The following is a 14,284-nucleotide window of genomic DNA, read 5'->3' as shown; positions in this document are numbered from 1 at the left end:
GCTTGCAGATTAAATATCATACCGAGCAAAATGTACCGATGGAGTTTTTAATTTATCAGGACTTACGCAACTGTCACAAGCAATGGCGCGGTGTAGCCGTGCCGCGTGCCAAACAACTAGGCAATAAAGATGGGAACATCCGGGCGTTTTAGTTGCTGAACTAAATAATTTGATAACAATCCATGCTTAATTTGATAAATTTAGGACTTACGCAAAACTACACGCGCTCAGGGGCAATTCATGAATTGCCCCTACGGGAAATCAGGGCTTTCACTGCCTTTTTGCGTAAGTCCTGAAATTGTTTGACCAGTTTTATAAGCTAAATCTTTGAGCCGAAGCCAGACTAAAATAGCGCAAGCAATAAGAGATAAAGAAGCAAGCAAAACAAGAATTTTAAGCGAACCTGTAAAAGAAAACGACATTGGCTGATGGGCAATCATCCATCAGCCATAACTACTTAATAACGTTGCCCGATCTAAATTAATCCAAAGTGGACTACCACAAATACATCTTAGAGTTCAGCAAAGCTTTTTCAAAGGCGTAGCTCTCGATTGTTTGCCAGGTAGTAGATTACTTCGATACCTATGGCTACTCCTACCATGAACACTAAAACCCAGACGGTTTGTGGATCTGTTTGCAAAGCAAACCAAATTAACATTCCTAGTGCCACTAAACATATTCCAGTACCTAGAAGTGAAATCCACTGCTTGCTTTTTGTATAACGATACATACGAGCATTAGCTAAATTAACCGCAGCAAATATCAGCAGGAAGCCGGCACTACCGATCGTTGAGATCCGACTTATATCAAAGAAATTGGCGATTATTAGAGTAATACCACTAGTAATAAATAAGCCAATTGATGATTGATCTATGCCATTTATTTGGCTGCCAGAGTCAAACCCCTTAGATTTAGCAATAACAGAGCTAAAACGAGCCGAACCGTAGAGTGTTGCGTTACTAGCCGAGATAGTTGATAAAAGAGCAGCAATAGTAATCAAAACAGATCCAAATTGCCCCATAATTGGTTTGGCAACTTCAGCCAAAGCATAGTCTCTTGCTGCCAAAATCTGTTCTATTGGTTCTGCTCCCAATGTGACGAGTGCTATTAAAACGTAAAGCAAAATAACGAACCCAATTACAGAGTAATAAACTCGTGGCAAAGTGGACTTGGGATTGACAAGATCCTCTGCTGTATTGGCGATTAGCTCAAAGCCTTCATAAGACAAGAAGATCACCATTGCTCCGGCAAAAATTGATTGTAGCGAGGACACTGAGGCTGGTTCTAGACGGGAAATGTCGATATGACTGCTCCCCATAATAATGAACAGGATCAAAATCCCCAGTTTGAAGCTGACAATCCAGATTTGAGATTTACCAATATAATTGGCAGTTAGTAGATTTAGTCCAGTTGTGCCTAAAATTGCCAAGCTAATCAGTAAGTGGTTCCAAATAGGTTGAGTAGACTCTGTGAACAGGCTAATTCCATAACTACCAAAAGCCTGCAAGTAGAAAGAAAGCATGACTACATAGCTAAACCATAGTAGAAGATTCAGTGTCCCACTAAACAGCCCTGGACCAAAAGCCTGGTTTAAGAAGGTTACAGTCCCGCCTCGACATGGATGAGCTACCGAAAGTTTTGCATAAGCATAAGTAGTTATCAAAGCTATTGTCCCTGCGATCGCAAATGCTAGTGGTGCGCCTGCACCAGTTACTTGAATTACAACTCCCAGCGCTGGAAAAAGTCCACCGACAATGCCTCCTACACCCAATGCCCACACAGACCAAAAACCGATTTTTTTGCTTGACACCTGTAACCTCTTTAGGAATATATAGTTTTATAGTCGTTGACTAGCACGCAGATAATCAAGCTGAGATTAGGCGGTTGGGAATATATCGGTTCTCGATCAAATGAGGCATATCCTCAAAGTTGAAAGGGTTTATATATGAAGTCTAGCTATATCTCACTAGCATAGGAAGCCCGATAAAAGCCTTGCCTAAAGAACTTGGCCTCCTCCGAGAACACTTTGCTATTTTGCTGCACAGTACAGCAAAAATTAAAAAAAAAGTATTTATACATGATTTTGATTTAATTTCTTGTATGTTTATTGTGTTTAATAATTCACAAACAAAAAAAATTATGGATTTCAGACAAATTAGCCTGGTTGCTAGTCAACTTTTAACTCTGTTTGGACTAAAAGTTTTAGGTGCGATCGCTCTGTGGCTGATTGCTCAACGCTTGATTGATTTTGCATTGAAGCTAGTGCGACGTGCTTTCCGAAGCCAACACGTTGACCCGACACTCATTAACTATCTTCTGAATATCATTGGCGTTACGTTGAGAATTATTCTAGTTGTGGCAATTCTCGGCTTTTTTGGGGTTGAAACAACTTCCTTTGCTGCATTGCTAGCAGGAGCAGGCATTGCAATTGGTGCAGCATGGGGGGGACTACTGGCCAACTTTGCAGCTGGAGCATTTTTAATCGTTTTTCGACCATTCAAAGTTGGTGATTTCATCACGACGGCAGGTGTCACAGGTACTGTTACAGAACTTGGGCTGTTCACAACTAGTATTAATACGCCTGATAACGTATTGACGATTGTTGCTAATAATAAAATCTTTGCTGACAATATCCAGAATTATTCCGCCAATCCTTACCGTCGGGTTGATCTGGTGGCTCAACTCCATCATGATGTGAAACACAACGAAGCGATCGCACTTTTGAAAGCGAAAATTAGCCAAATTCCTAATGTTCTCCAAAATCCAGCACTGGATGTAGAAATTCAGGATTTCAACTTTGCAGGCCCTGTACTAGCAGTCCGTCCTTATTGCAATAATGACCATTACTGGCAGGTTTACTTCGACACTAATAAAGCCATCCGTGAAACCTTTAGCGAAGCTGGGTATCCAATTCCCGAATACCGTTATGCAATTAGCGGTTCATCTGGTAATGGGATTAATAATGTCATCCCACCACTATCGGAAATAACTTGACACTAAAGTAAAAAGTCAAGGCTTAATTTACAAAGATTTCATCAATAGCAGAATAAGAATTAATAAGTAGGTAAGGCGTATGTCTTACCTACTTTTGCTAAGTTATGACCTGTTCCAAGCCTAGATGAAAGCAATCACTGAATGTCCACAAGCATTCATCATTACTCCATCGATCACACCTATGATCGGAAACCCTATCAAAGGTATCATTGTTGATATGTTGACTAAAGTTTTCTCGCCTGCTTTGGAAATTAGCTTAATTCCTAAAGCTTTGTTTATCTCAGCAAAAGTTTTCCCAGGAATGGACATCAAAGCTTTTTGAATAGCTTGCGATCCTACTTGAATTCCTACCTGAGTTCCTAATTGATTAGCCAGTTCAGATACACTAACTCCAGCCGCAGCAGCTAAAACTAGTAGTCGTGCAGATTCGCTGTAGGTGTCAATTTTATGTATGGCGAAAAGAGTAGATGCCAGCTTTACTTGGGCATAGAGTGTACTAACAATTTCAAACGGTATCCCAGCTACCCCAACAACCCCACTAGCAATTCCGTTGCCCACAGACCAAAGTGTTGACTCATATATAGCATGATTTACCATTTGCTCTTTATCACCGCCCCAGCTTGAATCGTTCAGAAACGTTTGCCCCCACTCTCTACCTTCTTCGATCGCACTAACAATATTTTGTCAGATAAAAGGCATATTCATAATCGATTCAAAATCCATACAGCTTTTACCTGATTAACTAAGAAGACCTAGAGATTTCTAGCTTTAGTATCCACCGTAGTAAAACTTCATAATTGGCATTATTTAAAACTTCATTGAAATAGTGGTAAATAATGCCCATTACACAAAGCAACTTTATATAAACTCAGTTTCAATTTCTGAAACAAGCAGGACAAATGCTGTAGAAAAAGGTTAGGTTAGCTGTTAATCACAAGCCGCACCCCAGCAGCGATGGTAAAAGAATTAGCAATTTGTACCCGTGGACTAACTAAGCAATTTGACCGGCACGTTGCTGTCAATGATGTTGATTTAGAGATTCAGGCGGGGGAAGTATATGGATTGATTGGGCCGAATGGCGCGGGTAAAACAACTCTCATCCGAATGTTGGCAACTGCTGAGGAACCAACTACGGGTGAAATTTATATTAATGGCGATCGCCTACTCCGTGACAAGAGTAATCCTAAACTTAAGCGTCGTCTAGGCTACTTACCCGATGACTACCCGCTATATGAGGATCTGACAGTCTGGGATTACCTAGATTATTTTGCGCGTCTGTATCGTTTGCGAGAACCGCGCCGCACTCAACGCCTGCATGAAGTTTTAGAACTAATCCAACTTGGTAATAAACGCCATAGTCAGATTTCTACTCTGTCGCGGGGGATGAAACAGCGCTTAAGTTTAGCGCGAACCATTATCCACGAACCAATTTTACTATTACTAGATGAGCCTGTTTCTGGGCTTGACCCCATTGCTAGGATGCAATTTCGGGAAATCATTAAGGCTTTGCAAGAAGCTGGGATGACTGTGATCATTTCTTCCCATGTTCTCAGTGATTTAGCGGAACTCTGTACTTCTGTGGGAATTATGGAACTTGGCTTCTTGGTAGAAAGTACTTCCCTACAGCAACTTTATCAACGTCTAGCCCATCAGCAAATTGTGTTATCAACTTTGGGGAACCTAGAGACGCTTTTGAATGAACTCAAACATCATCCTTTGGTACAAGAGTGGGAGGTAATACCAGGAAAAAACAGTGTGCGGGTGAATTTTTCGGGCAAAGATGAAGATAGTGCTGAGTTGTTGCGATCGCTCATCAAAGCAGGCATTCCCTTGACTGATTTCCACTGCACACAAGAAGACTTAGAAAGTATTTTCTTAAAATTAGGTCACAAACAAGCGTCTTAATACGTCAATAAATATCACTCCCCATTTTTGGAGATTTTTTTGCTATGATGTCCAATTTAATAGACAAAATCGGCGATTGGAATCCGCAACTATTCCGGGAACTCAAAGGACGGCTGAAATTTTTTAATGTTGCGATCGCAGTTGCAACATCTTTACTACTGCAACTGGTAGTTTTTTTATATCAGTTACGGGAATTGCCTGATGATAGATACTCCCTAACTGCCACATATTGTCGTTTGCATCAAGTCTATGAACTGCAACAAAAGCAGGTTTACCAGGAATCAGATCAATCTAGAATTGCTGACTTAAATCATTTCTTCTCAAATAATTTTTGTCCTCAAAATGAAATTGATTGGCAATTGTGGTGGCAAAACCATTGGGAATATACGTTTCTAACGTTTAGTGTAATTTTTATATTTACACTATTAGTTGCCGGAACTTATTTACTAATCAACGATTTAGCCAAAGAAGAAACTCGCGGCACACTGAATTTCATCCGTCTCAGTCCCCAATCAGAAACAAGCATATTGACTGGGAAGTTGCTCGGAGTTCCGAGTTTAATTTATCTGTTCATCTTAGTAGCAGTTCCTTTACATTTGTGGGCTGGACTTTCTGCCAAAATTGCCTTTAATTACATTTTGAGTTACTACGCAATCGTTGCTGCTAGCTGTATTTTCTTCTACAGTGCTGCACTACTATTTGGTTTATTTAGTCGTTCCTTTAGCGGTTTTCAGCCTTGGCTAGGTAGTGGTCTACTTTTGCTTTTTTTGTTCATAACAATGGTGGTGGCATTGTCTGATAACATCACCTTAAATAATTCAACTGCTTGGTTTAGACTTTTTAATCCTTGGGATGTAACAAATTATCTATTTCCTAACTTGTTTCATGTATACTATGGTTCTCCCGTGACAAACTTGCAGTTTTTCTATTTACCATTAGGGACAAGTGTTGTTAGTGTTGTTGGTTTATATTTGCTGAACTTTGGATTATGCAGTTACGGTATTTTCCAAGCTCTTAAACGTTGCTTCCGTAATCCTCAAGCGTCAATAATCAGTAAGGAACAAAGTTATTTTATAGTAGCGTTTTGCCAGTTGATGATGTGGGGATTTAGCGTACAAATTAGTCTAAATAATGAAAGATGGGATGAACGGCTTGGGGGAAGTCTCATTTTGCTAGCACTATACAACTTGGTGTTGATTTTAAGTTTAATTGTGGTTCTTTCCCCTCACCGTCAAGATGTACAAGATTGGGCAAGATATCGACATCAGGCAGTTTCTAGCCGCAAGAGTGCTTGGCAGGATTTAATTAAGGGCGAAAAAAGCCCTGCACTAGTAGCGATCGCTATTAATCTGACAATTGTTACTATCCCTTGGCTAGTTTGGGTTTCACTTACATCTGTTTTTGATGCAAACAATGGCCAAATTTGGCTGAGTAACGATATTGACAGGTTTAAAGTAGTTTTAGCTATAGCTTTGTCTATCAGCTTAATGATGATTTACGCTACCATCGCCCAATTGATACTTTTGCTGAAAACTCCCAAGCGTTATTTTTGGACAATTGGGACTTTAGGTACAGCAATGTTTCTACCACCGACGATTCTCCAATTTCTCGACATCTCCTCATCGAAATATCCTACTGTCTGGTTATTTTCAACTTTTCCTTGGGCAGCTATAGAATACTCTGGGGTGACAACAATTTTTATGGCACTTCTAGCTGAGTTGAGTGTTCTAGCGTTGTTAAACTTCCAGTTGACAAGGCGCGTGAGATTAGCAGGCGAATCTGCTACGAAAGCATTATTGGCAGGACGTTAGGTAAGTAGTTATCGATACACGTTAGAACCCCGATTTCTTTGAGAAGTCGGGGTTCTTGTTTTTCAAAAATGATTTAAGACTGCTATATTATCTATTATTTGCCTAAATTAACGGTTAAATTTTTAATCGGCATAAATATTACGACTATCTAAGAATTATGCTAAATATTTCTACTGAAGACCTACGCTATACAGCCATCCAGTTTTTAGAACAAAGTCCCCCACAGCGTCTGCGAATTCTCAAGAATCTGGGCATAGCTCGTTATGATTTTTTAACCAAAATACAACTAAATGAAGCAAATATAATCTGTATGATGCGGTTTTTTAAATATCCAAGTCAGCTAAAATTTCCTAATCTTATAGGAGCAGATTTATCTGGTTTAATTTTAGATGGCGTAAACTTCATCCGAGGAAATTTATCAGGAGCAAATCTACAAGGTAGTAGTTTAGTTAATGCAGACCTCTTATTTGCAAATTTTACGAAAGCTGACTTGAGAAATGCAGATTTACGAGGTGCAACTTTGAATGAGACTATTTGGCTAGAGACTCTAGTCGATAACTGTCAGCTTGGCGTAGGTACTGGTTTAAATCATTTGCAACGTCAAGATTTACAACTACGCGGAGCTAGATTTAATTCTTGAAAAGATGGTAATTAAAACACAAAAAATTATAATATTATTGACAGGACTTACGCCAAAAAGTTATGAAGTAGCGGTAATTCATGAATTACCGCTACGACAAATCAGGTTTTTGAAACAATTTTGCATAAGTCCTAATTGAATTGAAATTGACTGGATAAGTTAATGAGTATTAAGTTGCCCCAAAAATTGATGTTACTGGGTTCAGGAGAACTAGGCAAGGAATTTGCGATCGCAGCTCAACGTCTTGGTAATTATGTGATTGCTGTTGACCGCTACGCCAATGCTCCGGCGATGCAAGTTGCTGATGCTTCTGAAGTTATTTCTATGCTCAGTGCTGATGATTTAGAAGCTGTAGTGACAAAATATCAGCCACATATTATTATACCAGAAATTGAAGCAATCAGAACAGAAAAACTGATCGAATTTGAACAGCGAGGGATTACAGTTATACCGACTGCGGCTGCTACTAACTATACAATGAACCGCGACAGAATTCGGGAACTAGCGCATCAAGAATTGGGCATCAGAACGGCTAAATATGGTTATGCAACTACTCTAGAAGAATTAATTGCAGTTTCTGATGAAATTGGGTTTAGTAATGTTGTTAAACCTGTGATGTCATCCTCTGGGAAAGGTCAGTCTGTAGTCCAGAATAAGAGTGAGGTTGAGAAGGCTTGGAATTATGCGATCGCTAATTCTAGAGGTGATAGTCAAAAGGTGATCGTCGAAGAATTTATTAACTTTGAAATTGAGATAACTTTACTGACAATTAAACAGTGGAATGCACCGACAATTTTCTGTTCTCCTATTGGCCATCGCCAAGAACGAGGTGATTATCAAGAATCGTGGCAACCCGCACTAATTTCTGAAGATAAGATATTAAGAGCAAGAGAAATTGCTATAAAAGTCACTGATGCTTTAGGAGGAGCCGGAATTTTTGGCGTTGAGTTTTTCATTACCAAAGATGAAGTGATTTTTTCCGAACTTTCTCCCAGACCCCACGATACGGGAATGGTGACATTAATCTCCCAAAATCTCAATGAATTTGAATTACATTTAAGAGCAATTTTAGGCTTGCCAATCCCTCATATAGAACAGCTAGGAGCATCAGCTAGTGCGGTAATTTTAGCATCAGAAAAATCTGATTCTATTACTTTTGGTGGTGTAGCCGATGCTTTGTCAGAAAAAGATATAGATATTAGATTATTTGGTAAACCTAATGCTCATCCATATCGGCGAATGGGCGTAGCTTTAGCGAAGGGTGCTAATGTCCAAGAGGCTAGGGAAAAAGCTACGAAAGCAGCCAATAAAATCACAATTATCTAATCCAAGTAGGTGGGTTGAATTAAATATAAAACCACTGTATCTGTAGGGTATGTTATAGCGGTTATCAGTTGAGTGAGGTACAATAACCCCACCCCCAACCCCCTCCCCGCAAGCGATGAGGGGGCTATGATGTACCTCATTTGATTGTGTAGCCGCGTTCGCGTCAGCGTGCCGGAGGCTCTATTCTATTCGCCCTGGCTATTTTTAACCCAATTGTGAACTGCTATCTCGTCGCACTGTTAGGAAAATTAACCGCAGCAACCGGATTCAACTGATTCAGGTAATTGTAAACAAGCTGGGAAACTTGACGGATAAAGTCTCTCCCTCTAGTGTCCTTATACGGACGGGTGACGAAGATAGCCGCCAAGTAGCGCTTACCATTGGGCATAGTCACAAATCCCGCGTCGCCAATGAGAAAGCCGATATCTCCGGTTTTGTTAGCGATGACAGCGCCTTTCCCCAAACCTGCGGGAAGCAGTGTGTGAATTGTGGTGTGACGCAGAATATCTAAAGCTTGCTCCCGACTCTGTAAAGAAACTAGCTTGTTATTCACAACTAAAGCCAGCACCCGCGCCATATCTTGAGAACTTGTGGTGTTGGTTCCTCTCAAGTCAGCCAAAAGATGCCGAATTACTGTGTCTTTCAGTCCCCAGTTACGGAAGCGCTGATTTAGTCGCGCAGCTCCACCTAAGCGATCGATAATCATGTTGGTGGCGGTATTGTCACTGATGGTTATCATCTTAGTGATGGTTTCCAAAGCTGTATACTTCTTACCAACTCGCTCATACTGCATAACTCCAGAACCATTGGTTACTAAGTCACCCCGCATAGTCAGGTTTTCTTGAAGGGTGACTTTACCAGCATCTAAATCTTGGAAAAAGGCGATGAGAATTGGCAGTTTAATTGTACTTGCAGCCGGGAAAACGCGATCGCCTCCAATATCCAAATAATCTCCAGTATCCAAATCTAGGAAAAACATTCCTGTTTTGAGAAAACTGTAGCGACTCATCAAGGCTTTAATTTGAGGTTCCAGCACTTTCATCGGTAAATGCATGGGAACCACGCCAGCAAATAGAGTGCTATTATCACCCACTGTTGGAAAAATACTCGGAGTTATTTCCAGATATTTCGGCTGGGTTGCAGTCAGTGGTACTGGCTTGGGTAACTGCACAGACCAATGATTGGCTGATTCCTCTTGCAACTTTACCTGTGCTAAGTCGAAGGTGTAACCGGGTGCTAAAGTAACTACCATGCGGGTAGTCTCTGCGTTAAACTGCTCGATGCGAATCTCTTGAATTACTGACCCCACTCTTTGACTAGTCTGTGGATATCCTAATGTAACTCCAGGTAAATCAATGACCAGACGAGTAGGGTTGGTAAGTAATTGTACTTTCGGTTGAACATTCTTGTCTGTGGTGAAATCCAGATGATTGCGATTGCTATCAAAATGCCAATTAGCGATCGCAGTAGCTTTGACAGTAGAGCCAAACAGGAACAAACTTAAGAAGCTGGGTAGAAGCAAGCTAAATTTTAAAATGTTTTCTTTGTGTGTGAGGAGCATCGATGATCGCTTTGTGTGTGAGGAAGATTCTTAGAGAACAAAAACCGCTCACCATTAAAGCACAATTATGAGAAGTTTTGTAACAGGACTTACGCAAAAAAGTTCTGAAATAGCGGTAATTCATGAATTACCGCTACGACAAATCAGGTATTTGAGACAATTTTGCGTAAGTCCTATGTAAATAATGTGCTTATCCGAAAAAGCATCTAAACCACATCTATTTTTTTGCGTAGGCTGTTGTGTAATCAGCTTGATTGATGCACGTTAAAATCCTAAATCCACGGCAATGCGGTGGGCGCAAGCAAACCCAGAAAAAGCGACTGCATTCAATCCTTGACCCGGAAAGGTACTATCGCCTACACAATAAAGTCCTGGAATAGCTGTGCGATTAAAGGGCATGTTCAATAACCCCCACAACTTGCGCCGGGGAATTGGCCCATAAGTGCCATCCTCACGACCCAAAAAGCGGCGATGAGTGCGCGGTGTCCCCACTTCTAAATAATCCAATCCGGCATCTAAACCGGGAAAAAGCTTCTCTAGGCGGTCAATAATTCGCCCAGCCGCCTCTTCTTTCTTCGCTTCGTACTGACTCACAGAAAGTTCTTGCCAATCATCAATCCAATGAGGCGTGAAGGCATGAATGATGTGATATCCATTTGGTGCTAAATCTGGGTCAAGCAATGTGGGAATCGAAACAAAAACTGTGCCTTCTACTGCTGTCATCTTTTCCCAATCTTCTAGCAAAATATGGTGGCACTCTGTCCCCGCAGGCAAAACTGACTCTTTTACCCCCATGTGCAAACTCAAGAAGCTTGGAGATTTTTGATAATTTTGTTGCCACTTTTTTTCATTAAGTGGCATTTCTTCTGCTGGTAGTAATTGTGCAAATGTATCCCAGCGTGTAGCGTTAGAAACTATGCGTTTACCCTGATATACTTGACCATTAGCCAGTTGCACACCTACCGCTTTTCCCTGTTCTGTAAGAATTTTCGTGACTCTAGCTTGGTACTGAATCTTACCTCCAGCCTTCTCTAGACCTTCCACCAGTTTTTGGGCAATTTGTCCCACTCCGCCTTTAGGATAGTTAACTCCGCCATAATGTCTGTCAGAAAAGACCATTCCAGCATTAATCATTGGTGTCATGTCAGCGGTTACAACCGACCAGCAATAACATTCCATATCGATAAATTTCAATAATTGCGGGTCTTTGATGTAGCGCCGCGCCACGTCTCCAGCATTTTGGGGCAGATATTTAACTAAACCGAGACACGCTAAAGGATGCTGAAAAAATACCCGCAGTAGATACCGAGGTTCTTCCAGCGACAGCAAATCCATGCTGTTGAGGCACTTGAATACTTTTTGGCATTCGTCATAAAAGCGATGAATCCCCTGTTCTTCATGGGGAAAATGAGCAGTAAGATTTTGCAAAAATTTTTCATAAACCCGGTCAACTTTCAGGTTTAAACCTTGGGGTAGATGATAGTGAATTTGTACTGGATCTGCGATCGCTTCTTGGCTGACATTTACAGTTGATAATGCACGGGTGAGTAAGTTAGTAGTACCGTTCTGTCCCAACCCAAAAATCATTGATGCGCCAACATCGAATCGATAGCCTTGGCGTTCAAAATAACCGGCGCTACCACCTGGAATCAAATAACGTTCCAGTACCAGCACTTTTGCTCCCTTCGCAGCTAACTGGGTCGCTGTTACTAATCCGCCAATCCCAGACCCAATCACGATCGCATCAAAATCTTGCATTTTTCTCTTTTGTCATTAGTCCTTTGTTTATTTTCCAATGCCTAATCACAAAAAAGAGGGACGAGCCTGCTGCTGCTGGCTAATCCCGTCTGCCGATCCTTAAAAGAGAGGAGAACACTGTATAAGAATATAGCTTTGATTGATAATTAATGTCAACTACTAATGAAAAAGTTTATCAATAAAGTTGAGAGTGTAAATTTTTAGCTGTCAGCCGGATGCAGGAAAGAGTATTATGGTGTTTCAGTTCTTATACAATAAAAAGGCGCCTATTTCTGGCTATGACGCTACAATTGCGCGTTTATGTTCCATCCCATCCCCTGATCAAACACTGGCTGGCAGTTGCCCGTGATGCAGGCACACCTTCAGTATTATTTCGCAGTGCGATGACTGAGTTGGGAAGATGGCTGACTTATGAAGCTGCGCGAGACTGGTTGCCCACCCAAGAAACAGCGGTGCAGAGTCCCTTGGATACCTGTCCAGCAACCGTGATTGATCCACAAGTGCCTATGGCAGTAGTGCCGATTCTGCGGGCTGGACTAGGATTACTTGAGGGAGCGCAGACTTTACTGCCTTTAGCATCGATTTATCATCTGGGCTTGGCGCGAGACGAAGAGACACTGCAACCTCATTGTTATCTGAACAAGTTACCAGAAAAATTTGACCCCCAAACACGAGTGTTAATTACCGATCCAATGTTGGCAACTGGAGGGTCGATCATGGCTGCAATGGCAGAATTGACACAACGGGGTGCTGATCCAGCCTTGACCCGGATTGTTTGTGTAGTGGCGGCTCCACCAGCTTTGCAAAAACTGAGTGCAGCTTATCCAGGTTTAATAGTTTACACCGCTACTATTGACGAAAAACTTAACAGCAAGGGTTTTATTGTACCGGGATTGGGAGATGCAGGCGATCGCATTTTTGGGACTTAGGCTAGTATGCAGCTAGGGCAGGAAAATAGCATAACTACTGTAAAAGTTGCAAGGTTTGTTGAAGGCGGTAAAGATATGAGTCAACGAGATGGTTTTGGCAGTGGTTTTTTAGCAGGGGCGTTTGTTGGTGGCGTATTTGGCGGTGTTATCGGGGCACTGATTGCTTCTCGACGCGACCCTCAATTGCTAGCAGAGGAGGAGATAGAACTGACGGATAGCCAAGCCGAAGCTAAAAAAATAGCAGCAAAGCGGCGTCAGATGAAAGCCTCAGAAAGTGAGAGTATCGGTATAGAAACGGCCCGGCGATCGCTAGAAGATAAAATTGCCCAGCTAAATGCCACAATTGATGAAGTGCGAAAGCAACTGGGTAATGTGAATGGCGGTTCACCCCAAGCAACCAATGACCGCTCCCTCACTAAAGACTCCTGAGGTTTGTTCAGGTGTGGTGAAAGTATCAAGTGTGGTAAACGTGGAATCAGCAGACACGATGACATGGACTAAATTAAAATTAAAAGATAAGACTGCGTTTGACACTTAAGTAGGAAACTAACAAATCCATGTACCTTCTGATTAACACTCTGGCTAGTTTCATCCAGATCTATACTGTTTTGCTAATTATTCGGGTTTTGTTGACCTGGTTCCCCAATATCAACTGGTACAACCAACCATTTACAACTTTGAGCCAGATAACCGACCCTTACCTGAATCTGTTCCGCCGAATTATTCCCCCATTGGGCGGTATGGATTTTTCGGCAATGTTAGCTATTATACTCCTTCAAGTACTAGGTAGTTTCATAGGTGGTCTTCAAGCCTACGCATAAAGCAGAATTTGCTATTTGCTACACTTCAAATAAAATATTTTTAGGTCTGGGCTAATTAAGTCCAGACTTTTTAAAGTAACTATTAACGCCGGACTTGACCGCTAAATCCGGCTGCTTTAAATTGCTTGAGCTTCAAAGGTAACGGCTGATTCGCAGGTACAGAAATTCTCAATTCAAAATCGCTAATACCTGATGGCACCTCGACAATAGAACCTAAACGAGTGCGGTTTTGCATTACCGAGTCATTGTTGGCATCATAGATGCGTCCAAAAATATCTGCGTCGTAGACTGTTTTATTAGTGCCATTTTCGGCTTTGCCAATGACAATAAAACAATTGGCAGCCGCGCTACCACTACTGATAACAGCCCCTTGTGCGAGTTCTGGTGGACAATCTTTATAAGAGACATCAAATAGTTTAATCTGTGTCAGGGCTACAGCAGAGGGAGTGATCGCCCACGATAGAAAGGTGATCAGACAGGAAATCAAAACGACCGTGAGTGAGCGCAACCGCATAAAAGACCCCGTGACTTAATTCAAT

15 protein-coding genes are annotated in these 14,284 nt (G+C 41.5%); 9 read left to right on the top strand and 6 right to left on the bottom strand.

Features of this window, described 5'->3' with window-relative positions:
* Nucleotides 1-2: 2 nt before the first annotated feature.
* On the top strand, nucleotides 3-152 hold the full coding sequence (locus V7K30_RS19495; protein ID WP_335002028.1) for a hypothetical protein: 150 nt from the start codon (nucleotides 3-5) through the stop codon (nucleotides 150-152).
* 99 nt (nucleotides 153-251) lie between these two features.
* Here the strand turns inward: V7K30_RS19495 and V7K30_RS19490 are convergent, their stop codons facing one another.
* Both V7K30_RS19490 and V7K30_RS19485 read right to left on the bottom strand, forming a co-directional pair.
* On the bottom strand, nucleotides 252-440 hold the full coding sequence (locus V7K30_RS19490) for a hypothetical protein (RefSeq protein WP_335002026.1): 189 nt from the start codon (nucleotides 438-440) through the stop codon (nucleotides 252-254).
* Nucleotides 441-532: 92 nt separating this feature from the next.
* A complete protein-coding gene (locus tag V7K30_RS19485) occupies nucleotides 533-1,810 on the bottom strand; it encodes an APC family permease (protein ID WP_335002024.1) in 1,278 nt (425 codons plus the stop codon).
* 329 nt (nucleotides 1,811-2,139) lie between these two features.
* Between V7K30_RS19485 and V7K30_RS19480 the strand changes: the two genes are divergently transcribed.
* Complete coding sequence (locus V7K30_RS19480; RefSeq protein WP_334868398.1) at nucleotides 2,140-2,994, top strand: mechanosensitive ion channel family protein; 855 nt, start codon at nucleotides 2,140-2,142, stop codon at nucleotides 2,992-2,994.
* 120 nt (nucleotides 2,995-3,114) lie between these two features.
* Here V7K30_RS19480 and V7K30_RS19475 read toward each other — a convergent pair whose 3' ends face one another.
* Nucleotides 3,115-3,591 carry a hypothetical protein gene (locus V7K30_RS19475; protein ID WP_335002023.1) on the bottom strand — a complete coding sequence of 159 codons (477 nt, stop codon included), beginning with the start codon at nucleotides 3,589-3,591 and terminating at the stop codon, nucleotides 3,115-3,117.
* A 357-nt stretch (nucleotides 3,592-3,948) separates the two neighbouring features.
* On the opposite strand from V7K30_RS19475, the gene V7K30_RS19470 reads away from it, so the two are divergent.
* From V7K30_RS19470 to purT, 4 genes are all read left to right on the top strand, one after another.
* Nucleotides 3,949-4,899 carry an ABC transporter ATP-binding protein gene (locus V7K30_RS19470; protein WP_334868396.1) on the top strand — a complete coding sequence of 317 codons (951 nt, stop codon included), beginning with the start codon at nucleotides 3,949-3,951 and terminating at the stop codon, nucleotides 4,897-4,899.
* Nucleotides 4,900-4,943: 44 nt separating this feature from the next.
* Entirely contained in the window at nucleotides 4,944-6,710 is a 1,767-nt protein-coding gene (locus tag V7K30_RS19465) for an ABC transporter permease subunit (RefSeq protein WP_335002022.1), read from the top strand.
* 157 nt (nucleotides 6,711-6,867) lie between these two features.
* Nucleotides 6,868-7,350, top strand: coding sequence for a pentapeptide repeat-containing protein (locus V7K30_RS19460; RefSeq protein WP_335002021.1), 483 nt, complete (start codon nucleotides 6,868-6,870; stop codon nucleotides 7,348-7,350).
* A gap of 162 nt (nucleotides 7,351-7,512) precedes the next feature.
* Nucleotides 7,513-8,676 (top strand): formate-dependent phosphoribosylglycinamide formyltransferase, encoded by a 1,164-nt coding sequence (gene purT / locus V7K30_RS19455; protein ID WP_335002019.1) that lies wholly within the window; start codon nucleotides 7,513-7,515, stop codon nucleotides 8,674-8,676.
* 223 nt (nucleotides 8,677-8,899) lie between these two features.
* On the opposite strand, the gene V7K30_RS19450 is transcribed toward purT, so the two are convergent.
* Nucleotides 8,900-10,237: a serine hydrolase gene (locus tag V7K30_RS19450; RefSeq protein ID WP_335002017.1), complete on the bottom strand. Its 1,338-nt coding sequence runs from the start codon at nucleotides 10,235-10,237 to the stop codon at nucleotides 8,900-8,902.
* 264 nt (nucleotides 10,238-10,501) lie between these two features.
* Nucleotides 10,502-11,995 carry a carotenoid isomerase gene (gene crtH, locus V7K30_RS19445; protein WP_335002015.1) on the bottom strand — a complete coding sequence of 498 codons (1,494 nt, stop codon included), beginning with the start codon at nucleotides 11,993-11,995 and terminating at the stop codon, nucleotides 10,502-10,504.
* A 278-nt stretch (nucleotides 11,996-12,273) separates the two neighbouring features.
* Here crtH and upp point away from each other — a divergent pair, with 278 nt between their 5' ends.
* From upp to V7K30_RS19430, 3 genes are all read left to right on the top strand, one after another.
* Nucleotides 12,274-12,924, top strand: a complete 651-nt coding sequence (gene upp / locus V7K30_RS19440; RefSeq protein ID WP_335002013.1) for a uracil phosphoribosyltransferase — start codon at nucleotides 12,274-12,276, stop codon at nucleotides 12,922-12,924.
* Between the two features lie 75 nt (nucleotides 12,925-12,999).
* The gene (locus V7K30_RS19435; RefSeq protein ID WP_335002058.1) at nucleotides 13,000-13,353 is read left to right on the top strand and encodes a hypothetical protein; all 354 of its coding nucleotides are present in this window, start codon (nucleotides 13,000-13,002) and stop codon (nucleotides 13,351-13,353) included.
* Between the two features lie 128 nt (nucleotides 13,354-13,481).
* Complete coding sequence (locus V7K30_RS19430; RefSeq protein ID WP_335002011.1) at nucleotides 13,482-13,745, top strand: YggT family protein; 264 nt, start codon at nucleotides 13,482-13,484, stop codon at nucleotides 13,743-13,745.
* Nucleotides 13,746-13,827: 82 nt separating this feature from the next.
* Here the strand turns inward: V7K30_RS19430 and V7K30_RS19425 are convergent, their stop codons facing one another.
* Nucleotides 13,828-14,259, bottom strand: a complete 432-nt coding sequence (locus V7K30_RS19425; protein WP_335002009.1) for a biotin carboxylase — start codon at nucleotides 14,257-14,259, stop codon at nucleotides 13,828-13,830.
* Nucleotides 14,260-14,284 lie beyond the last annotated feature (25 nt).

It is taken from the genome of Nostoc sp., assembly GCF_036917655.1.
GTDB lineage: Bacteria > Cyanobacteriota > Cyanobacteriia > Cyanobacteriales > Nostocaceae > Nostoc.
The sequence above is the reverse complement of the archived record's forward strand: the minus strand, read 5'-3'. Positions and strand labels throughout refer to the sequence as shown.

What these genes read in the sequence shown, in the direction of transcription:
- V7K30_RS19490 (WP_335002026.1), bottom strand. Translation starts at nt 440, where the DNA reads ATGATTGCCCATCAGCCAATGTCGTTTTCTTTTACAGGTTCGCTTAAA.
- V7K30_RS19480 (WP_334868398.1), top strand. Translation starts at nt 2,140, where the DNA reads ATGGATTTCAGACAAATTAGCCTGGTTGCTAGTCAACTTTTAACTCTG.
- V7K30_RS19475 (WP_335002023.1), bottom strand. Translation starts at nt 3,591, where the DNA reads ATGGTAAATCATGCTATATATGAGTCAACACTTTGGTCTGTGGGCAAC.
- V7K30_RS19470 (WP_334868396.1), top strand. Translation starts at nt 3,949, where the DNA reads ATGGTAAAAGAATTAGCAATTTGTACCCGTGGACTAACTAAGCAATTT.
- V7K30_RS19465 (WP_335002022.1), top strand. Translation starts at nt 4,944, where the DNA reads ATGATGTCCAATTTAATAGACAAAATCGGCGATTGGAATCCGCAACTA.
- V7K30_RS19460 (WP_335002021.1), top strand. Translation starts at nt 6,868, where the DNA reads ATGCTAAATATTTCTACTGAAGACCTACGCTATACAGCCATCCAGTTT.
- purT (WP_335002019.1), top strand. Translation starts at nt 7,513, where the DNA reads ATGAGTATTAAGTTGCCCCAAAAATTGATGTTACTGGGTTCAGGAGAA.
- V7K30_RS19450 (WP_335002017.1), bottom strand. Translation starts at nt 10,237, where the DNA reads ATGCTCCTCACACACAAAGAAAACATTTTAAAATTTAGCTTGCTTCTA.
- crtH (WP_335002015.1), bottom strand. Translation starts at nt 11,995, where the DNA reads ATGCAAGATTTTGATGCGATCGTGATTGGGTCTGGGATTGGCGGATTA.
- upp (WP_335002013.1), top strand. Translation starts at nt 12,274, where the DNA reads ATGACGCTACAATTGCGCGTTTATGTTCCATCCCATCCCCTGATCAAA.
- V7K30_RS19435 (WP_335002058.1), top strand. Translation starts at nt 13,000, where the DNA reads ATGAGTCAACGAGATGGTTTTGGCAGTGGTTTTTTAGCAGGGGCGTTT.
- V7K30_RS19430 (WP_335002011.1), top strand. Translation starts at nt 13,482, where the DNA reads ATGTACCTTCTGATTAACACTCTGGCTAGTTTCATCCAGATCTATACT.
- V7K30_RS19425 (WP_335002009.1), bottom strand. Translation starts at nt 14,259, where the DNA reads ATGCGGTTGCGCTCACTCACGGTCGTTTTGATTTCCTGTCTGATCACC.